A 23,978-nucleotide genomic window follows, 5' to 3' on the forward strand; every position below is an offset into this window, starting at 1 on the left:
AACCGATCGCCGTCCGCTGCGGAGGCTTCTACGCGGCCTACCTGTTCGAGCTTGCTGGCGGTGCCGCCGACCTGACGCCTGTCCCGTGTCAGTACAAGCCCCTCAGGTGCGCCGCGACAAAGGTTGAGCGGGTGAGGCGTTCGAGACTTCCGCAGCAGGCGCTTGGCAGGAGCCCGACGCCGTTGGGGGGTGATCAGGCGGCGGTCGGCAAAAATGGGGAGGGGGCGCCACTCCAGGTCACCACCAGCTCGTCCCGGGCCCGACTACAGGCCACGTAAAGGAGGGACCGCTCCTTGGCCAGTGCGGTGTCCTTCTCCGGTTCCGGCGCCTGGTCCAGCAGGAACCTCAACGGGACGACGGTCGACTCGGCACCGAACACGACGACCCGAGAAAACTCCATGCCCTTCGCCCGGTGCATGGTCGTGAGGACCACGGCGGACCGGGTCGACTGCTGGGTCGGGCCGAGGACCTCGACCGGTACGCCGGCTGACTGCAGGGCCTGACGAGCGCGCTCCTGGTCCGCCTGGCGTCGCACCAGGACCCCGATGGAGGCCGGAGCGACGGCGGCCGCCACCCAACCACTCACCGTCTCCACCAGGTGGTCGGACTCCTCGGCCTGCGTAGCGAATCCCCTGCTCGTAGGCGCAGGACCGTCGAATGCGGCCCGGTAGCCGGCCACGGTCTCCTGGTCGCCTTCCGAGTCGACGATGTCCGCCCCCGAGATCACGCCGAGAGCAAAGCGCAGGTTCTGGCGCGACGACCGATAGTTCAGCGTGAGACGGCGTGAGCGGCCGCGGGTCTCGATCCCGAATCGACTGAGGACCAGGCGCTCCCCGTAGATCCGCTGGTGTGCGTCCTCGCAGATGAACAGGTCGTTCGGCCCCGGGGTGACGAGGGCGCGCAGGAATCGCCAGTGCCCCGCGTGGAGGTCCTGGCCTTCGTCGACGACGACGTGGTCGTAGCGCGCCTGCGCCACCTCGGCGGCGCGGGCGGTGAGCAGCTCGAAGGTCGTCGAGCGCTCTGCCCGCAGACCGCGCTGGAACTCCTCCACGACCCGCCACACGGCCCTGCGTTGGACGCGATTGAGGCGGACGGCACGGCCCGGCCGCTTGGCGGACAGGTAGTGCTCCTTCATGAGCGCCGGCATCCCCAGCATGACGGCACGGAACTCCGCAGCCATGAAGTCCGGCGTCAATGCCGGCACGAGTTCCGGCGGGACGTCGGCCGATGCGACCGCATCGACCCAGAGGCGCTCCTGCAACTTCGAGTCGGCGAGCCGTGGTACGTCGCGGTCGTGTTCTCGCACCGTCCGGTTCACGGCCTGGTCGACGCCCAGGATGTCGATCCGCGCCAGGGCCTCGGGTGAGGTGAGCCGGCGCAGCTGCGACTCGAGCGCGCCGGCCAGGGTCCGGTTGTAGGTGCAGAGGAGGACCCGACTGCCCGATCGCTGTGCGAGGAAGTTTGCCCGGTGCAGCGCGACGACCGTCTTCCCCGTGCCCGCGCCACCGGCCAGACGGAACGGCCCGTTGTAGACCGGCCGCTCGGCGAGGACCCGCTGCTGGGGATGCAGGAAAGTGCGCCACTCCTCGAAGTCGCCTTCGATCATTCTCCGCAACTCGTCGTCGTCCTGGATGGTCACGAACTCCATCCGGGTTACCGGCCGCTGCAGCGACTGCTCGGGGTCGTCCGTGGGCTCGTCACCGATGCCGTAGTCGGACCGGACGTCCTCGAGGCTCTTGCCCGTCGCCAGGTCGAGCAACGCCTGCTGCTGCCATTCGGGAATCTCCTCGACCAGGCTCAGCAGCTCGTCCTCGTTCACCACCCGGACGGCCTGCTCGGCGATGTCGTCACGGATGCCGACCCCGACCAGCTCGTCGGTGCTAAACGGGAGGACCTGAGGCTCATCGAGGGTCCGCGGCTTCTCACGGAACTCCTTGACGGTGCGCTGAATGGCCTCCTCGGCGATGAGCTCCATCGCACCGTTGGCGGCGTTAATCTCGAGCCGGACCGAACTGGCATAGGCGTAGGCGTCGTCGTGCGGCTTGATGGCCGCCATGACCAGCATGTCGTTGGGCAGGGCGAAGAGGACCGCCCGGAAGTTCTGGTCCACGCGCGCCGTGCGGACCCGACGATCGACGACGCCCTGCGGCATCTTCAGGTCGAGCCCGACGGCGTCGGGATCGTTGTTCAGCTTCATCATGAAGTCCCAAGCGCGAGCCTTCATCGAGCCGTCGACGCGCAGGTCCTTCTCGTACTGCTTGGCGATGACGACGGTCATCAGGACTCCTCTGCCTCGTAGGTGAGGGCTATCAGGATTCGTCGCACGTCGACCGGAAGGACGGTCCACCCCTGCTCGGAGAGCCAGTCGTCGCGTTCGGGGTCCTCCTCAGCGGAAACGGCGACCCGCGCCGCGGGCCAGGCAAGGTCGACGAGGTACTCGCCGTCCGCCAGCTCGAGGCCCGCCTCCGGAACGTCGACGCCAGTGGTCGCCAGTTCCCGGACGAGGTCGGCGAGAGCGCCTTCGAAGGTCGAAGCCACCTCCCGCCAGGCCGGACTCATGGCCACGGGGGCGGGGACGGCGGCATCGACCGGAAGCCCTTCGAGGCTCCTCGACTGGAACGCCGACGGCTCCAGGAACTGCAGGACGTTCCCGAGCGAGAGCCAGTCCCGCCACGCGGCGAGGTGGTCGTCCGTTCCGACGATCCCGTCCCGGTCGTCGACCGCGAGCACGGCACGGACGTCGGACAGACCGCGCAGGTCGATGCCCAGTGCCGCCCCTCCCGCAGTTCGGCCCATGACGACCTGATGCGGACCGGGCGGAACGGGGACGGTTTCCCCGAGCATGTCGGCCCGGAGCAGCGCCGGCAGCGCCGCTCCCTCAGTCGTCACCGCCTCGGCCCAGAAGGCCGCGGTCAAGGCGAATACGGCGGCCCGTGCCGCAGGTGCCCACCTCCCCGTTTCGGGCCGCAACAGGAACGCGGTGAGGGCGGAGACGGGATCCGTGAGCACCGCCGTGGCGTGCACGTCACCCGCCTGGCAGAGCTGGACGCCGTACTCGGACGTCTTCGTGGCGACCTCCGACGTCACCCAGCCCGGTCGTGGAGCGCCGGAGCTGTCGAGGGCCGCCTCGAAGGCATCGAGGTCCTTGTGCGTCAGCGCCCACACCAGTGCGCCCTGCTCACGGAGCTCGTGCCGCTTGGTGGCGTCGTCCGCCACCCGGTTGCACTGCGGGTGCGCGTGATAGCGGACGCCGTCACAGAACACCGTGACCGTCGGCACCTCGGGGTCGTCGGTCGTGAGGTCGAAGTCGGGGACGACGAACCCGTGGTTCACCTGGGGGGTGAGCTTCCAGCGGAGGCCCCCCAGCGCCGCGGGGAAGACCAACTCGGCCCGGTCCCCGAAGCTGGTGGCCTGGGTCGTCACCGAGGCACCCTGGGTCTTCGCCCAGCGGATCAGCAGCTGCCGGAAGCGCCGCTCGATCGGCGTGTCATGCGGGCCGACCTCGATGCTGCGCAGCGCCGGGATCTCACGCGGGACCCAGTCGCGGAGCACGTCGGTGAGCAGCTCGATCGCGCGGTCGCGCCGGGCGAGCTCGGCCATCTGTGGCGGAACGTGCGGCAGGAGGCACCGGTGGCACGCGGCCACGTCTTCGTCCTGACACGGGCAGGCCTCGAGTGCCGCAAGGGCCGCCTGGAACAGGCGCTGCACCTCCTCGGGCTCGCCGAACCGCGCCAGGTAGCCGGTGCCGCCCGGGACGGTGTCGTGCAGGACCATCGCCCAGCGCTCCACCGAGCCGGGTGCGGGGTCCACGGCCGTGATGACGTCGAGGTGGTCGGGGTCCCCACCGAGCACCTTGCGGAGCCCCAGGAGAAGCGCTGCGCGGAACGACGTGAGCAGCGTCCGGTCCACCAGCACCACCGGAGGCACGAGCAGGCGCACGGCCTGCGTCCGGAGGTGGTGGGTGAGGACGACGTTCGTCCAGCCGTCGGCGCGAGGGGCTCGACGCTGGGAGCACCAGCCGCGGTGACGGGCCTCGGTGGCGCTGTTCACCCCTCGCTGCGCCGCCCACACCACCCCGCACGACGTGCAGGCCTCGAAGCGGGAGGCAGCCTCCTCGTTCCCCGCGATCCGCAGCGAGGCTCCGTTGCGGGCCGCCGGCCCCACGTTGATCCACCGGATGTCGGCGCGGCGCAGTACCTCCGCGCCGAACTGGTAGTCCTCGAGCCCCCAGGCGACGGCGATGTCCGCCGGGTCGGCGTCCACGGTCGTGAGGACCGTGAAGGACGTGCGACGGCGGTCGTCGCTGTCCTCGTCCCGCTGGGCCAGCTCACGGGATGCGTAGGCGGACGCCTTGCGGAAGGGCAGGGTGCGGACGATCTGGCCCGTGTCCGCAGCAGCGGGGTCGTCGCAGCGGGGGCAGGCCGAGATGGCGGTACTGGCGGGCCCGGACCACCCGCAGGACGGGCAGAAGCGGCGGTCCTCGGTCGCCGGGTTGCGGCTGCTGCCCAGCTCCAGTCCGTCGATCTCGACGGAGGTTCCGCGGACGTAGAAGGTGGCGCCCGGAGCGAGCTCGCTCAGTGCGGTGCGACTGCCGCGGACGTACGTGTCGTCGCTGCGCTCCGCGGCGCCGGACTCCTCGTCCGTCCACCACAGGGCCACGTCGAGGTGGGTGGAGTCGTCGAGCAGGGCGTAGTTCGGCAGCAGTCCGACCGCTTCCAGGACGCTGATCCAGTACGTCGTCCGTTGCTCGGAAAGCGTGCGGCGGATGGCCGCCAGCTCGCCGAGCGTGCGCTTGTGGTCGCGCTTCTGCGCGTCGTCCAGGGAGGGGAGCTGGTCCATCCGGTCGGCTTCTGCCTGCAGCGCCTTCTTCCGGGTCTCCAGTTCGGCGACGTCGGCGAGCCAGGTGTTGACGGCCAGCTCGACCGCCCGCTCCATCTCGGGGACCTCGGCGCCCGCGTCGACGCCGGCCCAGCGACGGAGGTCCTCGGCAGTCTCCTTGGAGACGGCGTCGCCGAAGCCCTGCAGGAACTCGGTGACGTACTCCTCGGCGTGCGCCCGCGCGTCGGCCATCAGCCGGCCGAGGTACGAGGTCGGAGCGAGTCCGCCCACGAACACGTCCATGGCCCGCCGCAGAGGGCGGGCCTGTTCCGCCCGCGCCTGACGGTCGACGAGGGAGGCGAGGTACTGGCGGCGGAGGATCTCCACGGCGTCGAGGTAGCAGGCCGGTGGGACGACGTCGCCGGCGATCATGGTGAGCGGGTCCACCAGGCGCTGCAGTTCGAGCGGGCGGGCGGGCAGCAGCGACAGCACGAGTGAGCTGCCCGTGAGCCGACCGGCGCGACCGACCCGCTGCAGGTACGAGGCGGTCGAGCGGGGCATCGACGTCAGGGCCACCATGGTCAGGTCGCCGATGTCGATGCCGAGTTCGAGCGTCGGCGTGCAGGTCAGCACGTTGGGGTCGCTCGCTGCCTGCTGCGTCTGCTTGAACCGCTTCTCAAGGCCGACGCGCTCGTCCGCCTTCAGGAGCGACGTGTGTTCGTGGGCCACGATCCGACGGACCCGGCCCGCGCGGTACAGGTCCCGGTAGTAGTCGGGCTCGAGCGTCGTCACCGAGTAGGTGCCGGGACACCCGATCCGCATGCACGGCGCGCCGGCGAGCTCGGCGAGGACCTCGTCCGGAGCCGGGAGGTCGCTCGAGCAGATTCCGCATCGCAGCACGCCCGGTCGACGGCCTTCGGTGCGTCGCACGTGCACCCGCGACGGAGGGAGCTGCCACACGCGGCTGTTGCCGTCCGTCCGGACGACGGTCAGCACACCGGCGGACGTGGCTGCATCCAGGAGTGCACGGACGTAACGGGGGGCGTCCACGGTGGGCACGTCGAGGGCTCGGGCCGTCCACCGGGCGTACCAGCCCTTGGAGCCGGTCACGGTGTCGAAGGCGTCCGAGGCGGCGGCCGTCGTCGGGAAGCTGGGCGCCGGGCGGCCTCGCGGGAAGGCGGGCATGCCTTCTCGGCGCGGCCGTCCACCCCAGATGCTGTAGCGGTCGCCACCGGAGGCGGCGTACTTGTCGAGCCACGGGTGGGCGATCCCGCCCTGCAGGCGGATGCGCTCGAGGACCCCGCGAGCCCATCGGACGGTCTTCGCGCCGCCCCGTCCGCGCAGTTCCATCTGTACGGTGAGCGCGTCGTCCTCCAGGACCGTCTGCACGGGGAGCCCGTCCACGGCCTCCATGACCGTGTCCACCAGGTCGGACAGCGACTCGACGTGGACGTGCGCGGTCGCCGCGCCCGTCAGCTCCAGCGTGCGGCCGACGCGGGCCGACAGCCCGAACTCCAGAGCCGCGGCGAAGTCCATGAGCTTCGCGACAGAAGCGATGACCTCCCCGACGGGCTCCTCCTGCCAGTAGCGGCGGAAGGTGGCGTGCTCCTTCAGGTCCGGTGGTAGCACCGCGTAGCGCTCCTCGGCGGTGTGGGCCGCTGCCGTGAGGGCATCGCCCACGCGGTCGAGCGTGCATCCGTCCGGCCCGACGGCGCGCAGCAGCAGCGATCGTCGGTTCAGCACGTAGGCCCGGGACTCGATGAACGATGCCCGGTGGGACGCGTCCTGGACGCTGTCGGTGAAGACGAGCGTCTTCTTCTGCGCGGGCTCGATGTCGGGGCTGGCGAAGACCTGCCCGAGCGCCGCGGAGGCCAGCGTGGCCACGCTGGACCCGAGGAAGCGGATGCCGTCGTCGAGGCCGCACAGGGGACAGCGGTCCTTGCGGGCCGCCTCGTCGTCCGGGGTGACGACGACCGGCACCTCGGTCGTGTGCCGACCCGTCGTGGTGCGGGACAGCTCACCGGAGTCGCCGTCGACCCAGTGGACGCGGGGGTCACCGGCGGCGCCTTCACCGGGCGCGAAGATCCACGCCCGCTGCAGCCGCCTCTCGGTCATCGAGCTGCGCCACACGGTGTCGGGGTTGATGCCGTAGCCGCCCGCGGCCTTGGCGGCGGCCCCCCAGCCGGAGCGACCGCAGTGCCGGCAGAACAGCGCGGCCATGGCCTGGCCGTGGGTGGGTGCCACCCCCTCGAACCACTCGAAGCGAGGCGCGACGTCGAGTCGCCGGGCGACACGGCGCACCTCTCGCAGCCACAGCTGGACGTCCACCGCCATGAGCGGGCGGCCGTTCTCGTCGCGGGCCTCGCTCAGCATCGCCAGGTAGGCCGAGACGGCCGCGCGGGCGTCGCGGGGGCGTGCGGCCCAGCCGGGCTCCACCTCCGCCGCGACGTCCGCCAGATGGCGGGCGTCGGCGGCCGCGGCCACCAGCCGTCCGGTCAGGGGATGGGCACGCAGCGCTCTGCCGAGGGCCTGGGCATCCTCGGCGACCTCGCCGAGGAAGGTCCGTTGCGCGGCCTCCACCACCTCCTCGTGGGACGTGCAGAGCGCGAGGGCGCCGGCGACTTGGTCCAGCAGAGGAACGGCGCCTCGGGGCCCGGTCGCCCACTCCTCTGCGGTGAGCCGGTCCTCGCCCACTACTGCGTCGGCGGAGAAGGGGATGCCGAACACCGTCTCCGCGAAGTCGCGGAGTGCCTGGGTGTTGTCTGCGCTGCTGCCCAAGGTGGCCGAGGTCGCCACGGGGGCGACGCCGGTCAGGGGGCCGTCGATGCCCGTGGTGCCGATGGCCATGCCGAGACGGCGCAGCAGCATGGCGACGTCGGTGCCCTGGGCGCCGTCGTAGGTGTGGAATTCGTCCAGGACGAGGTAGCGCAGTGACTGGCCGGCGCCCTCGAACAGGGCCTTGTCCTCGCTCCTGAGCAGGAGCATGTCCAGCATCTTGTAGTTGGTGAGCAGGATGTCCGGCGGGTTGCTCCGCAGCTCGTAGCGGTTCCCGATGACCGCCCCCTCGGACATGGTCGACGAGTCGGGGGAGTCGCCGGTGTAGAGCCCCACCCGGACGCCGCCGAGCTCGTCGGGATGATCGTGCACCAAGCCGGCGATCCGTCGTGCCTGGTCGTTGGCCAACGCGTTCATCGGATAGAGGACGATCGCCTTGATGCCGCGGACGTGGCCGCTCCGCCGGCAGTGGTCGAGCAGCGGCACGAGGAAGCTCTCGGTCTTGCCGGATCCCGTGCCCGTGGTGACCAGCGTCGGCCGGGGCGGGTGGTGCAAGGACGAGAGCCGCTGCCAGGCCTCGGCCTGGTGACGGTGGGGGGTGAACCCGTGCGGGACGAAGCCGAGCTGGTCCTGCCAGCCGTCCTGCGCCGGCCGGAACGGCAGCCGGAGGCGGACGTAGGGGCCGCGGAACACGCCGTGCTGTTCGTCCGCGATGAAGCGCTCCAGCTCCGCTCGGACGTCCTCGTCGGCGAGCGCGAACGTGGTGCCCAGGAAGCTGGTGAGCGACGCGCGCAGTTCCTCAGCGACCAATGACGGCAGCATGACCATCCCCGTTCCATGTCACAGCGCCCACACTATGCGTGAGAACTGCACCGTCCCGGTAGCCCTCGCCCGGTCGAGTCGCCGGTCCCGACGACTCGACCCAGCGATTGCGACCCCGGTTGCGAATGCGCTTCGCCTCAGCGATCTGCGAGCCGCCGCGAGAACTCGGCATGGGCGGTGGTCATCTCCGCCTCCCGGTCGACGCCGGTGAAGGGGAGTTCGTACCGGCCGAGGTCGGCGCGGTCGCCCTTCTTGGCGTACTCCTTGAGCACTTCCGCAGGCACCTGGCGGCCGTTCGCGTCCATCTGCATGACGCGCTCGTACTTCCGCAGCACGCCGAACTGGGTCCGGTAGATGGCGCACAGCTCCTCGGCGGTGATGCCGAGCATCACGGCGGCGAGTGCGTCGATCTCGACCAGGGCCTGACGGCGCTCGGCATCTCGTCGGAGGGGCGTGGCCATTGTCCATTGCTTCTCGACGTCACCCAAAGGTGCTGCGGGCAACTGGCGGGACCACGCGTCCTGCTGCCAGGCGGCGTCGAAGAGCTGTTCCCACAGCGGCGTGTAGTCCGCGGTCAGACAGTTGAGTCGCAATGCCCGCAGAAGCAGCTCCGGCACAAGCAAGTGCTCACGCGGGTGGGGAAAGCGAGAAGTGAAGTCCACCTTCATGTGGCCCTTGCCGCTGACCTTGGCAAGAAAGTCAACGGGAATCGATGCCCACATGCCTGCCGCAACGGCCAGGTCGTGCACGGACATGTTGCCAGCGCTGAAGATGCCGCCGACGTGGGTTGGGCCGGGTGGCAGGACAGCCGCGTGCAGGGTCCGAACTGTGAACGAGTCGGCCATGTCGCGCCAGGCGAGGCGGAAGAACTCGTTGCTGGGCTTGCCGTCCCAACGTGAATAGCCAGCGAAGTACTGCTCTGGAGTCTTAGCGCGCTGGTAGTTGGTTCGCGGGATCGCTCGGTCCGCAAGTGCTTCCAAGTCCCAGGCGGTGGTGTCCTGTCGATTACGGGCGTTTTCGTTGGGCTGGCGGGCGAAGGGGTTGGCAACGGTCAGATGCGGTCCCTGAAGGATCACGTCATCCCACGATGACGGAACAGCGGACTGGCCGTGGAAGTAGCCAGCCTTGCGGTCGGCATCCTCTTCCCAACCGCGTGTCCAATGGAATCGAATCTCACCGAAGCGGGGAGCGCGTGCCAGCTTGTCGAGCACGATCTGACTGGCCGTGTTCACCGGGCGAAGCATGCGCGCTTCGGCGGGCGCCGTTCCGGGCTCATCGATGAGGCCGGCCCAGTTCGCCAAGACAACCTCGTCGACGCGGACGATGCGGCTGCGGTGAGGTCGGGTATCCCAGTTGTCCTCGTCGTCTCTCACGCCCGGTTCAGCTCCGGACCCGTCGTGCATAAGGGAACGCTCGACAGTGCCGGGCTGGAAGATCGATGAAGCGTTCAAGAACGCAGGGGCACGATCGGCGCCGTAGACGTGAACGCCGAAGCTAGTCTTGTCGCTGATCTCGCGGAAAACGTACATGTTGTTGGCAAATTGCCAGTGGCGGCGCAGGTGGCGGTAGGTCTGTCGACGCAGTCCGCCGGCGCGGGCTTCGGTGAAGTGCGACTCCGGGTGGATGAGTCCGACAACCCCCGCAGGAGACATCGACCGCCAGGAGCGGTCCATGAAACAGCGGTAGAGGTCCGGGTTGAGCCCTGCCAGGATCGGTCGATCCACATTGCTGCCGAGATGTTCACTCAGCCCGGCGGTGGCGGCCCGGGCATCCAGGTAATCGCCTGCACCTTTTTCAAGGACTGCGTCACGACGCTGGCGCACTGCAGCGACGGAAGGTTTGTCGGCCAGGCCGAACCACGGATCGGCCTCGGCGAGCGTGAGGGAGTCGTCCCAGAAGGGCCGCACCCACGGCGGGTTGCCGAGTTGCAGGTCGAAGCCGCCGCCGCGGGCGAACACCGGGCCGAACGCCAGCTCCCAATGGAAGTAGCCTTCGCGTCGGCCGATGTGCTCGCAGACGCCCAACCACGGATGCTCGTCCAGGACCCGGGCGACCGGGCGGGCCTGGCTCCAGGCGCGGTCGTCGTGCTCCGCAACGTCGAGGTCGTCCCAGGTCGCGACGTCGGCGAACATGCCACGGCCGGCCCTGGCTTCGGCCTTGCTCACGGTGCCGAGCAGCATCTCCAGCGCCCCGAGCCACTGCTCACGGGTCGGGGGAGCCATGTCGGTGGTCACCGGCCAGCTCCACAGTGCCGCCCAGGCGTCCATCACCCGGTGCAGGCGCTGGTAGGCGCCGTCCGGATCGGTCAGTACTTCCTCGATCTGCTCGCGCTGCACCGCGCCGGTTCCGGCCGGGAGATCCTCGGCACCCCACACGCTGATGTGCCGGCGGGCCTCGGCCTCGGCGATCTCCAGGCGGCGCAGCGCCAGGCCCCACAGCACCTCGACCCTCTGGGCCAGTGCGGACAGCCGCCTCTGCTCGTCCTTCGACAGCGCCGCGGTGACCTTCTTGCGCCAGTCCGCCAGCCTGGCTCGCGCATCGGGGGCGAGCTCCTTCGCCTCCTTGGTGTCGGCGACTGCTCCCCATCCGGCTGCGGGCAGCAGGAAGTGGTGCACCTCGCCGGCCTCGACCGGCGTGCCCAGCGGTCGGGCGGTGGGCACGGTGGTGAGCCAGGCCCTCTTGTCGAGCTCCTTGGGCGCGTACATCTCCCGGCGCGCGCCGATGAGGGAGTTGCCGCGCCGGAGGTGCAGGCCGAACCACGGCGCCCGCAGGCCCGGGTGCATGGCATCGAGCCACAGGGTGATCTCGGCCAGTTCGACGGCGGTGGCGTTGAGGTCGACGCCGTAGACCTGATGGAGCGCGATGTGCGCCTTCGCCCTCTGCAGCTCGGCGGGATACTCCTCCGCCGGGATACGTGTGCCGAGCTCGGCCTGGCGACGGCGGAGGTACTGGTCGGCCAACTGGCGGACGGCTTCGACGAGGAAGGCGCCGGAGCCCAGCGCCGGCTCACAGACCGTCAGCGACAGGATGTCCGCCGCCGGCGTCGTCCTGCCGCCCTGGTCGAGCAGCTCCGCCAACGAGTGGTCTACCACCAGTCGGGTGAGGGACTCGGGGGTGTAGTAGCTGGCGCTCCGCTGCCGGTCGTAGCCCGAGAGCCGGAAGACGAAGTCGCCCGGCGCGTAGGTGATGCGGCGGAGCAACCCGGTCTCCGGGTCGGTCACCTTGACGAACCACGACTCGTCGAAGCCCTCGGTCGCCGACTGCGGCACTACCCAGGAGCCCTTGGTGCGATCGCCGTCCTTCGCGACCTCGATGGACGGCACCGTGGCGATCGACCCGGTGTAGGACATCAGCCCCTCGTAGACGGCGCCGAGCTGGTTGATGCCCAGTTGGGCGTAGGACACGAAGCCGCGGTCGCGCCCCTTCTGCTTCTTGCTGAGCAGCAGTCGGCTGAGCACCTGCTGCAGGCACCGGTTACCAAGCCCGACCTCGTCGACGAGGGCGACGGCATCGTCCGAGAAGAGATCCGCACGGAGCGCCTCGAACCGCAGCTCGCCACCGTCGTCCGTCGGGACCTCTCCGACCGACCGAGTGCCCGCGCCGTCCAGCGTCTCGGGCGGATAGCCCTCGTTGACCAGGCGGAACAGGGTCGCCAACGACTCGTAGAAGTGGCGGCCGTTCTCGGCGCTCTCGGTGGTGAGTTCGGTGAGGACGAGTTCGCGCAGGCGGTCGAGCCCGTAGCCCTCGGAGTACTCGGGTGCGCCGGCCGGCAGCACGCCCAGCTCAGGGCGGGCCTCCGCGTAGAGCAGGAACAGGATCCGGTACAGGTAGCGCAGGCACTGACGCGTGAGGTCACGGGCCAGGTCGGGCGCGTCGTCGGGCAGGCCCTTCTCGCGCCGGCGTCGTAGGACGTCGGTGGCGAGCAGTTCGATGGACTCGCGGATGCCGTCGCGGAGGTCCTGCGAGACGCCGACGGCGTGCTTCACCGACTCCTCGAGCAGGCTCAGCAGCAGCGTCGATCCGTCGTCGGCCGGCATCAGGCTGTCGGCCGACATCAGCGCCGCCGCCGTCTCCAGTTCACCGGCGGCGCGGGTGTCCCGGCGGTCGCACACCGTGGAGAGGTCGACGGCCAGCCATCGCCCTTCCGGCCAGCTGCCGCGCTCGGCCAGCAGCAGCCACGCGCCGGCGGTCACCACCACGAGGGCAGGGGGCTCCTCGGACTGGAACACCTCGCTGATGGCTGTGGCGGTGGCGGTGATCGTCGTCGTCCCGAGCTGCGCCGGGGTGAGCAGCTGCCCCTTGCCCTCGGTGTCGAGCAGGTCCTCGACGGTGCCGGCGTCCTGGGCCTGCAAGATCAGGAGGGGTGGCCCGTCGGGAGCGCCGGGTGCGACGGCGGAGACGGCCAGCTCGGTCCCGCCTCGCTCGCCCAGCCAGATGCCCTCCTCACCGGGGAACTGGAGTGCCGCGCGCACCGACGCGTGCAGAAGGCGCAGCCCGTCGAGGTCCTCACGGTCCATCGCGGCCCGCTCGCGCAGTCGGGCCAGATCGACGCCGAACGTGCCCGCCAGTGCGAGCAGGCCGGACCGCGGGGTGGCCTTGCCGTGCTCCTCGCGCTCCTTCCACGCGGCGCGGAGCGCCTTGACGGTGGCGGGGAACTGCTCGGCCAGCCAGTGTTCGGAGACGAGGTCGTTGCCGACCACGATGGTGTCGAAGCCGGACATCACTGGCCTTCCGTGCGGGGGAGCAGGAGGAGCAGCACCCGGACCATCGGGTCCGGGCGGGCGGTGAGACTCTCGGCCAGAGCGGTGGCGTCCCGGCGCGTGCGTTCGACGTCGCGTCGCAACCTTGCCGCCTGCGCCGGGGCGCGTGTGTCGGCGAGCGCTTCGGCCTGTTCGCTCCAGCCGGCGATCCGCTGCTTCGCCTGCTCGATCGGCTCGGTCAGGGCGTCGACGCGGAAGGAGTGCAGCGTTTGCATTGAGCGCTGCATCTGAGATACGGCCGCCGGGATCAGCGGCTGATGACGGGTGAGCTCGATCGTCACGCCGGTGTTGGCGCTCGCCCTCGTGAACCCCGAGTCGTCGAGCAGCGCGGCGACGTCCTCGACGACGATCGGTTCCCTTGCGGGGTCGTGGAACTGCTGCGCCACGATGCTGCGCAGGACGACCTGTCCCCGGTGGTTGCTGAGGGTACCGAGGGTGATCGCTGTGGGCACGGGGACGTCGGCGAGAGCCACGGGTACGTGGTTGCGGCCGAGCTGGGAGAGGGCGCGGTCGACGGCCCAGTCCAGCACCGGGTGCAGCGGCGAAAGGTAGTGCGCGGTCGGCCACTGGGTCTTCTCGCCTGCGCGGGCGAGGCGCAGGGACTCGTCGGCCGCCGTCCGCGTGGTCGCGAGCAGAAGTCGCTCGCGGACCTTGCGCTCGGCGAGGTAGCTCTGGGGCAGGGCGTTGAGCCGGCTCATCAGGTCGGCCGGTGGGACGAGCTCCACCACCCCGTCGTCCGGGTGTTCGCGCCACCCGACCCCACCTCCCTCCAGCGGCGCCGCGGGCGCCGGGAAAGCCTCGTGCAGCGCCTCCCGCAGGAAGTCGACCTCGGTGGTGAACAGCCCCCGCTCGTCCCACTCCGGCACGGCGGGAGGAGTGGCTGCGACGCTGGCGTCGAGGAACGCCAGCACCGCAAGCCCGGAGACGGCGGGAGTCAGTTGGGCGGGCCTAGGCACGACGTCGTCCAGGTCCCGGCCCTCCGCGAGGGCCTTGCGGATGGCGGCCTCTTCGCGGTCGACGTCGTGCAGGTCGAGCAGGCTCGCCGCGTCACCGAGTGCGGTGTGTGCGGCGTGTTCCTTGTCCAGGAGCTTGGTGATGACGCGGACGTCGCCGCTGAAGCGTTCGTCGGTCGTGGTGAGCGCCAGTGCCGTGATTTGGGGCGGGTGCACCTGGCCGTAGCGGTCGATCCGACCGTTGCGCTGTTCGATGCGGATCAGGCTCCACGGGATGTCCACGTGCACGAGGTGGTGGCACTGTTTGTGCAGGTTCACCCCTTCACTCGCCACGTCGCCGGTGAGCAGGACGCGGATGGGGCTGCCCGAGCGACCGAAGGCGTCGACGACCTCGAGCTGTTCCTTGTCCTGCAGTCCTCCATGCAGGACGGCGAACGCATCCTCGGGCAGCTTCAGGGCGGTCGGCAGAGTCCGACGCAGCCAGTGGAGCGTGGCCAGCCGCTCGGTGAAGAGCACGACGCGGACGTCGCTGTCGCGCCGGACGCCGATGGTCGTCAGGTGGTCGACCAGTGCGGTCAGCTTGGCGGAGCCCTCGTCCTCCGCCGCCTCGGCGAGGTCGACCAGACGGGCCAGCGCCGAGCCCTCCGCCGTGTGGCTCTCGCCCTTGTCGGCCAGCGTCTTCTGCCGGTTCTGCGCCGTCTCCAGCAGCGCGGCGGGGGAGGAGAGGAAGGACTTGGCGAGGGTCCAGGGGAACAGGTGCCGGCCCTGACCGGACACGGGTGCTGCGCCCTCCAGCGGGTGGAGCCAGACCTGTGAGAGTTCGCTGGCGAGCGCGTCCTCGGCGGGGGACGCCTGCACGGCGAGGACCTGGGGCACCGGCCGCGCCGCCCAGGTCGTGTTGACCTCTCGCGCCACCTCGGGGGAATTGCGGTGGCGCCGGATGAAGAGGTGCCTGATGTCGCGTAGGTCGTAGTCCGACCGGTCGACTATCGCCGTCTGGTCGAGCAGGTTCACCAGGTTCGCGAAGGACTCGGCGTCGCCATTGTGCGGAGTCGCCGACGCCAGAATCAGCGCCTCCGTGTTCGGGGCGATCGTTCGGGCGAGCTGACTGTTCAGCGTCGAAGATCGAGCCAGGTTGTGTGCCTCGTCGATCACCACGACGTCCCATCGGTGGTGCTCGAGGTGGGTCCGGTACCTGGCCGACTTCAGCGTGTCGATCGAGACGATCACCTTGGGGAAGAAGGTAAACGGATTGCGACTGGCCGGCAGCTGCTGGCGGACCTTGGCGATACCCTCCGAGTCGAGCCGCACCAAGGGAATGGCGAAGCGGGTCCACAGCTCGAACTGCATCTGCTCCAGCACGTGGCGCGGGGTCACGACCAGGACCCGGTCCGCTCGACCACGGCGCTGCAGTTCGGCCAGGGTCATGCCGATCTCGAGCGTCTTGCCGAGCCCGACCGCGTCGGCGATGAGCAGGCGGGGGCGGAGCCGGGTGGGGTCCAGGGCCTGCTGTACGGCCTGACGCTGGTACTCGTTCCGATCGAGGAGCATGTGCTGCGCCACGGTAAGTCCGGGCTCGTGCAGCGGGACCGGCGTCTTTCGACGGACCGCTTCCACCCACAGCCGGCTGCGGCGGAAGCCGGGGGAGGTGTCCTGGACGAGCTCCGCCTTGGCCGGGTCAAGCTGCTCGATGTCGTCCAGGCTGCTGAAGAAGGTTGCGGTCGTGCCGCGGACGAGCTCGGTCCGCCCCACGCAGCGGACCTTCCAGCCGTCACCGGCGCGCTCGCTGGAGGAGACGACCCACTCCTCGTCGCGAACGACGACGACGCTGCCGGCTGGATGTGCCTGGGCGACGGACATGGCCCTCCTTCACGGCGCGGGTTCGAGCCCGGCGACTGTATGTGAGCTGCGGCGAGGGCGAGGACATTGGGCGTCCGTTCCGTCTCGGAAGTCACCGGGTGCGGCGCAGCGGACCCGTGAGCCTCAGGGGAGTCGCACTGCCGGGCCGGTACGGAAGGGCCCTTTATCCGGCGTCGTCGCGGGACAGGTCGGTCCGCCGCCCCCGGCACGACGCACGACCGCCTCCACGGCGTCGGCGGCGCTGTCGGCATCCTGGTGCTCCCAGAAGCGGAGGACCGTCCAACCCAACAGCTGCAGATGTCGGTCGGTGTCCCGATCCCGCCGCACGTTCTTGTCGAGCTTGGCCGCCCACCAGTCGGCGTTCGAGGCAGGCGCGGTGCCGTGCTCCGGACACGCGTGCCAGAAGCAGCCGTCGACGAACACCGCGACGTGCCGCCGGGTGAAGGCGACGTCGGCCCGTCGACGGGGTAGCCCCGGCAGCGGCCAGTCCACACGGAAGCGCAGACCTCTTCTGTGCAGTTCCCGACGCAGCGCCACCTCCGGAGCCGTGTCCCGGCGCGGCTGGCGGGACATGCGTCGGGCGACCGACGCATCCAGCGGTGCCGGTGGGGCGCCGGGACCGGGATCTTGGCTCATCGTCGGACTGTCGCCTCAACGTTCGTCGGTAGGGCCGGCTAACCTCCGCTTGTGCAGCCGTTCCGCTCGTCCTCAGATCCGGCCGGGGACGACAAGGGGCGGCACCTCGCGACGGTACTGGACCTCTTCAGCGGTGCCGGCGGGATGACGCAGGGCTTTCATGCGTCCGAAGCGTTCCGCACCGTGCAGGCCGTGGAGATGGATCCCCAGGCGGCGGCAAGCTATAAGGCGACGTTCGGCGACGCCGTCGTCCACGTACGAGCCATCAGCGACTGGTTGGCGAACTGCGATGTGCCGTCCGTCGACGTGGTCGTCGGAGGCCCCCCCTGTCAGGGCTTCTCCACCCTGGGGAAGCAGGATGCGGAGGACGAGCGCAATGCGCTCTGGCACGACTACGCGCTCACCATCGTGCGGGCGGAGCCCCGGTACTTCGTGCTCGAGAACGTCGGCGCGTTCCTCAAGTCGCGGCAGTTCGCGGACCTTCGGGCGGCCACCGAACCGGGCGGGCTGCTCGCCGACTACGACTTCGAGGCAGGCGTCCTCAACGCAGCGGATTTCGGAGCGGCTCAGGCGCGCCGCCGGACCATCCTCATCGGTCACCACCGCGAGCTCCCCGCCCCGGGACTCCCTGCGCCCACCCATCTCGGACGGCACGTGACATTGCGGTCCGTCCTCGACCGCGTGCCTCGTCAGGTGGAGACGACCGACTTGCCACCGGACCGCTGGACAGTCGTCCAAGGACGTCGGGTCCCCGGGCCCTTCAGGACTTCCGAGCTGCACGTCGGACGCACCTACACCGAGCTCTCCGAAAGGCGTTTTCGTTCGATCCCTGCCGGCGGGAACCGGTTCGACATCCCGGAACAGCTTCTGTCCCCATGCTGGGTGAAGCACAAGGCCGGTTCTGCGGATGTGATGGGGCGCTTGTCCTGGGACAAGCCCTCGGTCACGATCCGCACGGAGTTCTTCAAGCCCGAGAAGGGGCGCTACCTCCACCCGGATGAGCACCGTGCTCTGACACATCTGGAGGCCGCGCTGATCCAAGGATTCCCGGACAGTCACAGGTGGGTCGGCTCGAAGACCTCGATCGCGCGCCAGATCGGCAACGCGGTTCCCATCCCACTCGGACGGGCCATCGCCGCTCATCTCTCTCAGGCGATGACGAGGACCACGGCGGACGACTTGATCGACCTCGCCGTCCCTGTCGCCGTCTGACGCCCGTGGAACCAGCGGACGACAAGAGGTCGGGCGTGCGCACCTCCGCACCGACCGCCCGCCTCACGACGCTCGACCTCTTCGCCGGTTGTGGGGGTCTGACCCGGGGCTTCCTCGACGAGGGCAGCTTCTCGACCGTCGGCGCGGTGGAGGTCGACACGGCCGCAGCTGCAACGTTCGCTGCCAATTTCGATCCGAGAGGCGAACACACCTTCGCCGGCGACATCGCCGACTTCCGGAGCGTCCCGGACGTCGACGTGGTCATCGGCGGACCGCCGTGCCAGGGCTTCTCCGCGTTGGGCAAGCGAGATCCGGCGGACGCTCGGAACCAGCTGTGGCGTCACTTCGTCCGCGTCGTGCGCGAGTCGGACGCGGCCATGTTCGTGTTCGAGAACGTCGACCGTTTTGCGAAGACCCCCGAGTTCGAGCTTCTCCGACGTGCGGCGAGCGAGGACGGCGAGCTGGCCGATTTCCGCACCCAGGTCTTCCGGCTCAATGCTGCGGATTTCGGGGTGCCCCAGAAGCGCGTCCGGACCATCATCGTCGGCTCGAGAATCGGTCCAGTGGCCCAGCCCGCACCTACGCACGGGAAGGCCCCGGCCGACGGACGGGGCACCTGGACGAGCCTGCGGCAGGCCTTCATGCAGGGCCCGGTCGTTCTCGAGCCGGACGTACGCGAGGAGTGGCTGCCGGAAAGCAGCATCGTCTTCGGCGGCCAGGAGGTGCCTGGCGCGTTCAAGCTGCGGGACCTGCACATCACGCGGCACTACGACCTCACGTCGCAGATCCGGTACGCGCACATCGCGCCGGGTCAGGGCCGGTTCAATCTGCCCGAGGAGCTGCAGTACCCGTGCTGGCGCCGGCACACGAAGGGCGCCGGTGACGTCCTGGGCCGGCTGCGTTGGGACGAGCCGGCTGTCACGATCCGCACGGAGTTCTTCAGGCCTGAGAAGGGGCGCTTTCTGCACCCCCAGTGGCAGAACGGCGGCGTCCAGGTCAACCGAGCACTGACACACGCCGAGGCCGCGGTCGTCCAGGGCTTCGACGAGCGTCACGTGTGGTGCGGTAGCAAGGCAGAGATCGCTCGTCAGATCGGCAACGCCGTGCCGCCGTCCTTAGCCCGTGCAGTGGCGCAGGTCGTCGCACAGCGACTTCTCGTCGTCTGAGCTGCGCGAGGCAGATCCGGCGCCGTCGGCGACACCGGACCCGCCTCGCGATGTGCTTCCTACAGGCCGTTCGACGCGAAGGAGCTGAAGAAGCCCTCGCCCGGCTCGTCAGGCGTTCCGAAGAGAAGCGCCCTGTCGAGCAGGACGTTCTGCTCTTCGCACGACGTCTCCGGGGCGAGGACGCAGGCGTGACAGGCCGCAAGATTCAGCCCGTCGGTCCCGGTGCCCACCGACTCGATGCACACGGGGTCGGAGGAGCACCACGACAGCCGCTCGAGACCGTCGACGACCAGTCGACCGACGCGGTCCTCCTCCGCCTGAGCCGCCAGACCGCCCAGGCTTCCGGCGGAGTCCGACGTGGCGGTGTACAGGAGAACCCCCGACATGGACTCGTCGACGTACAGCCGCTCGCGGATGGAGGCTGCGGGGTAGCCCGCCTCGAGTGCCAGCTGGTCGATGAGTACGTGGGCGAACGTGTGCAAGAGGACGTGAGCGATGTCGACCTCCCGTGAGGGTGGTCGACGGGCTGCCTGATCGGCCTCGTCCGACGCATCCTGGAGGAGCCTCCTCCTTCGCTCTGCGAATGGGTCGTGCGCCCAGCGCTGAACGGCCGCGGTGTCGATCTGGAGGAAGACGCCTTCCCCGAGTACCTCGATCGCGGGCAACCAGGTCTGTCGGTGCTGGCTGAGTTGGCACAGTCGGGGATCCGAGGGGTCGGACACCGCGGACAACCGCGAGAAGCCGAAGAGGGCACGGACCTCACGGAGTCGGGTCACTTTCCGGACGGCCGAGACGTGATCAGCGAGCTCGGCCGGTACGGGCCTTTCCAGGCAAACGAAGTCGGAGCCGTCCCGCTCCTCCGGACGTCCCTCCAGGAGGGCCCGGTACTCGTCGCGCCGCAAGGACGCCTCGGTCAGGTCGTCCTCTGCCGCCTCCGCTTCGTGACGGCGACGGGTTTCGCCGATGATCTGCTCCGCGGTGAACCGCCCGCGGCTCTTCTTCACCAGGCCGTCGATGAGCCACGGCGCATTGACCGACTCGGGGGATCTGAGTGAGTCCCACTCCCGATCCACGAACCGAACGAGTGCCTCCGAGAACGGAGGGATGGAGATCGCCGACCGGACGGCGGGGAACCACACATTCGACGCGCCACGCTGCAGCGTGCGGGGCGTCTCGTCGCACTCCTGGGACGCATTCGGGCCCAACCAGGGACGTTCTCCTCGGCAGCGGGTGATGCCCTTCAGTGCCGCAGCATCGAAGGAGCCGTCCAGCCCCACGGGCGGGATCCCGCAGGAGCATTCGACGATCAGGTCCGCCAGGGACGAGGTCCGGCCGCGGCTGACCAGACGCAGTTCGTGCTTGCCCTCGGACCTTTCCCCTCGGCCGGCGTGCGCCCAGCTGAAGTATGGGAACTCCCCGACATGGCCCATGCGGCAGGCGACGATGAGACGGGACGGAGTCAGCGGAGCGGACGGGCGGCAGAGGTTGCACACCGCCTGATTCCACGGTGATCGGAAATCGGACGGGAGACCGATCCGTCTGCAGCTCGGGCAGATCTGCATCTGCGGGAACCTGACGACGGGCACGTCCCGACGGCCGCCCGCGGGCGGCATGAGGAGGGACGTGACGCCGAGCGACCGGGCCAGGCGGGGCTCACTCGCCACGTCGGCTCGCTTCTCGTCCCAGTGCTCGAGGCCGGCGATCATGAAGCTCGTGTTCTCGGACGGGAAGAGGCCGCCGACGCCGAACGTCGAGATGAGCTGACTGCGGCGCGCCTTCGGGGTTTGGTTCATCGTTCCTTCCTCAGTGCCACCTGGTACAGGCCGCTCTCGGCGTCGACGTCCCGGAGGCTCTGCAACGTCGGCCAGGGCACCTGACCCTGATCGAAGTCAGGGATGTCGTCGTTGACGAGCATGGTCGCGGGATCGACGAGCAACGACGCGTCCCAGTTGTTGCGCAGCCAATAGGCGAGCCCCGGCTTCGACTCCGCGGCTCCGAGCCACTCCTCCACCAGGTCGTCGAGTTGCGCAGCCGTCTCGTCGCCGTCGTCGGAGCAGTCCTGAGCCCGTCGGGCGATGATCGCGGCCGCCAGCTCGAGTTTGTCGCGCTGACCGGCCACCATGCCGGCTCCGGTGTTGGCGCTCAGGTCGTTGAAGAGCAGGCGGACGATCGACGTCAGCACGCCGTGCAGACCCCGGTCACGAGCGCGGGCGGCGAACGGCGTCGCGCTCGTCGCCTCCACGGATCTATACACGGACTGGTGGAAGGGGATGAAGTTCTCGAAGTGCGAACGGTCCCTGGAGCGAGCGGAGTTGAACATCGTGACGACCAAGCCAGGATGCTTGCGTCCGACGCGGCTCGTCGCCTGGATGTACTCCGCGCTCGACTGAGGCTGGCCCATCACGGCCATCACTCCGAGCCGGTCCACATCGAGGCCCACGGAGATCATGTTGGTCGCGAGCACGACGTCGTCGGCCCCTCGGTCGTCGACCCTCACCTCGAGGTGCTTCAGCCTTTCCGGGATCTCGCGAGCCCCGACGCGACTGGTGAGTTCCGACAGTTGCCGGATGGGTCGCTCCTGCGTTGCGGCCAGACGGGCGAGCAGACCGAGGCGGATCTTGACGTCGTCCCGGACCTGTAGCTCGGCGGAACCCAGGACGCGCAGACTGCTGAAGTAGCCGAGCAGCGTCCAGTACGGATCACGTGTGTCCACATCGCCGGGTATGTCCTGGGCGCTCTGCAGCAGCGACGCGTACACGCGGATCATGAGGGACTGGTGACTGGTGCCGGGCGCCATGACGCCGACATAGGCACGGTCTCCCAGCTCCGTTGACGGCGCCGGCTCGGCGAAGAACGAGAGATCGGGATCGATCCCCGGTGGCGGGAACTGGGCAGCCTCTCGATTGAAGACCGAGTGCACCTGCTCGGTGGCCCGCCGGATCGTCGCTGTCGACGCGATGACCTTGGCGCGACCCCGGGGTGGTGCGAACGGATCCGCACTGTCGACGGCGCAAGCCGCGTCCACGGCCGTCTCGTAGAGCCCGACCATCGAACCGAGAGGCCCGGAGATGAGGTGCAACTCGTCCTGGATGACCAGCTCGGGTCGGTGTCCCTGACCGTCTCGCGCGAACAGGGATCCCGCCCTCTCGGTCCAGGCCATCCGCGCGAACTTGTCCACGGTGCCGATCACGAGCTCAGGCCGTTCGCGATAGACGTCCTCATCCACCAGGTGCACCGGAAGCCCGGAGGAGAAATCGCATCCCGAGCGACCGCAGGCGACTCTTAAGTGTCGATCCGGGTGGTTCACGATGGCGTACTGGTCCGGGCCGAGAGTGCCGCCGCACCACGGGCACTTGAGCAGCTGGATCGGGTTGCCTTCTTCGACGTCGTGCCCCTTGCCGAGCTTGTTGAGGGCCTTCCGCGCGTCGTCCAACGTGTTGGGAGTTGCGGCCCCGCCGACCCACAGGCCGATCGAGAAGCGGTCGGCCCCGAGTTCCGGTCGCTCACGGCGCAGGCACTCGAGTGCGCAGATGAGCGCCGTGGCACGCTCGAACTGCTGGATGGTCAGCAGTCGGAGCGTGTAACGCATGATCACCGCCACGCCGGTGGCCGACGAGTCAAGCAGCCGTCGTCGCGCGATGGTGAAAGCGATCAAGCCGAGGTATGCCTCGGTCTTTCCACCACCCGTGGGGAACCACAGCAGGTCCAGGGTGTCCCGATCCGGGTGCTCAGCATCGTTGAGGCCGGCGAGGTTGAGCAGGATGAACGCGAGCTGGAACGGGTACCACCGCTGCTCGTCACCGTCGTCCACGGTGCCCTCGGCGCCGTTGCGGATCCAGTCCTGCCGGGCCCGCTGAAGCTGCATCGCCTCGTTCATGATCCGGAAAGCCCGCATCGCGTCCGGATCCGTCTTCAGGACATCGATCCCTGCCTCGATGCGGTCAGCGGCTTCCTCGGCCTGCTGCATGTGTCGCCATGCGACCGGTCGAAGTGCGTCCTCGACGCAGTCGTCCCGCTCCGCACGCGTCTTTTCCTCACCGATCCAACGCCGGTACGCGTGCACGACCTCGGTGAGGTTCGACAGCACTGCCTCGTCCTCGGCCCGGGCCAGGAAGGACATGCGGAGGTCGGCGCCCGGCACAGGACTGGGCTTCGCCCGCTGCAACGAGTGCTGAGGGATGAACGTCGTGCGGACCGATGAGACACGCGAAACGCCGGTCCGATCCCATGTGGCGGCGCAACCGTGACCGGACGCGAACGTGTGGGCGTTCCTGTAGAGCAGCGCCCCGGTGTCCAGGTCGTCGTCCTTGCCGATGGTCGGCGACGTGGCGCGGTCGACGATCGCGGGCTCGGCCGTGGTCGCTTCGATCTCGACCTGGAACCAGCTGTTCTCGTCCCGGTGGCCGGCGGTCGACGGCTGCTTGTTGATGAGGGCGACAGTCACCGTCACCAGCCCGCCGGAGGGCTTGCGTACGAGTGCGTACAGGTCGAGCCCCGGGACGACCTCCTGGCGCCGGTCCGTCGAGCCGTCGAGCCGAATCAGAACGGGCGCGAGCTGGACAGGCGAACGCTTCCAGGTGACCCGGTGTCGATCACGCGCACGCGATCGTTGATCCGCTTCTGCCTGCACCTCGTCCCCGGGCAGGTAACGGGCCGCCGAGACGCGGACGGAGACCTCGTCGACGATGCCCGCGTCGACCGTGAAGGTGATGCCGACGGACGTGGGGTAGCGCATCCGGGACTGTGAGACGGGGAGGTCGGTCGGCCCCGTCTCCTCACCGGCTCCGTCGACCGGCTCCTCCGCGACCGCGTCCTGGGTGCCGCTGTCGGCCGGCCACAACACTCCGGCGATGTACCGGTCGAGAGGGGACTCGTCGATCGTCTCGTGCTCATCGCCTCCACGCGGGCCTATGAGGTCGTCGTGCAGTCGCCGGACCATCTCGGCGCGGAAGGCGTACTTCTCGGTCAGACCCATG

Annotated in this window: 9 protein-coding genes; 2 read left to right on the top strand and 7 right to left on the bottom strand. The window is 69.5% G+C overall.

Annotated features, from left to right (window positions below; genetic code table 11):
• Positions 1 to 193: 193 nt before the first annotated feature.
• From O2W17_RS15665 to O2W17_RS15685, 5 genes are all read right to left on the bottom strand, one after another.
• Positions 194 to 2,278, bottom strand: coding sequence for a 3'-5' exonuclease (locus O2W17_RS15665; RefSeq protein ID WP_269193366.1), 2,085 nt, complete (start codon positions 2,276 to 2,278; stop codon positions 194 to 196).
• Positions 2,278 to 8,403, bottom strand: coding sequence for a DEAD/DEAH box helicase (locus O2W17_RS15670; protein ID WP_269193367.1), 6,126 nt, complete (start codon positions 8,401 to 8,403; stop codon positions 2,278 to 2,280). Before O2W17_RS15670 ends, O2W17_RS15665 begins: the two co-directional genes overlap by 1 nt.
• A 149-nt stretch (positions 8,404 to 8,552) precedes the next feature.
• Positions 8,553 to 13,136 carry a DNA methyltransferase gene (locus O2W17_RS15675; RefSeq protein WP_269193368.1) on the bottom strand — a complete coding sequence of 1,528 codons (4,584 nt, stop codon included), beginning with the start codon at positions 13,134 to 13,136 and terminating at the stop codon, positions 8,553 to 8,555.
• A complete protein-coding gene (locus O2W17_RS15680) occupies positions 13,136 to 15,988 on the bottom strand; it encodes an SNF2-related protein (protein ID WP_269193369.1) in 2,853 nt (950 codons plus the stop codon). Before O2W17_RS15680 ends, O2W17_RS15675 begins: the two co-directional genes overlap by 1 nt.
• Before the next feature lie 123 nt (positions 15,989 to 16,111).
• Positions 16,112 to 16,624: a very short patch repair endonuclease gene (locus O2W17_RS15685; RefSeq protein ID WP_269193370.1), complete on the bottom strand. Its 513-nt coding sequence runs from the start codon at positions 16,622 to 16,624 to the stop codon at positions 16,112 to 16,114.
• A gap of 51 nt (positions 16,625 to 16,675) precedes the next feature.
• Here O2W17_RS15685 and O2W17_RS15690 point away from each other — a divergent pair, with 51 nt between their 5' ends.
• Together O2W17_RS15690 and O2W17_RS15695 are read left to right on the top strand one after the other, a co-directional pair.
• Complete coding sequence (locus tag O2W17_RS15690; protein ID WP_269193371.1) at positions 16,676 to 17,836, top strand: DNA cytosine methyltransferase; 1,161 nt, start codon at positions 16,676 to 16,678, stop codon at positions 17,834 to 17,836.
• 35 nt (positions 17,837 to 17,871) lie between these two features.
• Complete coding sequence (locus O2W17_RS15695; protein ID WP_269193372.1) at positions 17,872 to 19,002, top strand: DNA cytosine methyltransferase; 1,131 nt, start codon at positions 17,872 to 17,874, stop codon at positions 19,000 to 19,002.
• Between the two features lie 59 nt (positions 19,003 to 19,061).
• Here the strand turns inward: O2W17_RS15695 and drmB are convergent, their stop codons facing one another.
• The gene (drmB, locus tag O2W17_RS15700; RefSeq protein WP_269193373.1) at positions 19,062 to 20,795 is read right to left on the bottom strand and encodes a DUF1998 domain-containing protein; all 1,734 of its coding nucleotides are present in this window, start codon (positions 20,793 to 20,795) and stop codon (positions 19,062 to 19,064) included.
• Positions 20,792 to 23,977 (bottom strand): helicase-related protein, encoded by a 3,186-nt coding sequence (locus O2W17_RS15705; protein WP_269193374.1) that lies wholly within the window; start codon positions 23,975 to 23,977, stop codon positions 20,792 to 20,794. Before O2W17_RS15705 ends, drmB begins: the two co-directional genes overlap by 4 nt.
• Position 23,978 lies beyond the last annotated feature (1 nt).

It is taken from the genome of Blastococcus sp. VKM Ac-2987, assembly GCF_026967805.1.
Taxonomy (GTDB): Bacteria; Actinomycetota; Actinomycetes; order Mycobacteriales; family Geodermatophilaceae; genus Blastococcus.

Coding starts and splice junctions, on each gene's coding strand:
- drmB (WP_269193373.1), bottom strand. CDS start 20,795: ATGAACCAAACCCCGAAGGCGCGCCGCAGTCAGCTCATCTCGACGTTC.
- O2W17_RS15680 (WP_269193369.1), bottom strand. CDS start 15,988: ATGTCCGTCGCCCAGGCACATCCAGCCGGCAGCGTCGTCGTCGTTCGC.
- O2W17_RS15705 (WP_269193374.1), bottom strand. CDS start 23,977: ATGGGTCTGACCGAGAAGTACGCCTTCCGCGCCGAGATGGTCCGGCGA.
- O2W17_RS15665 (WP_269193366.1), bottom strand. CDS start 2,278: ATGACCGTCGTCATCGCCAAGCAGTACGAGAAGGACCTGCGCGTCGAC.
- O2W17_RS15675 (WP_269193368.1), bottom strand. CDS start 13,136: ATGTCCGGCTTCGACACCATCGTGGTCGGCAACGACCTCGTCTCCGAA.
- O2W17_RS15685 (WP_269193370.1), bottom strand. CDS start 16,624: ATGAGCCAAGATCCCGGTCCCGGCGCCCCACCGGCACCGCTGGATGCG.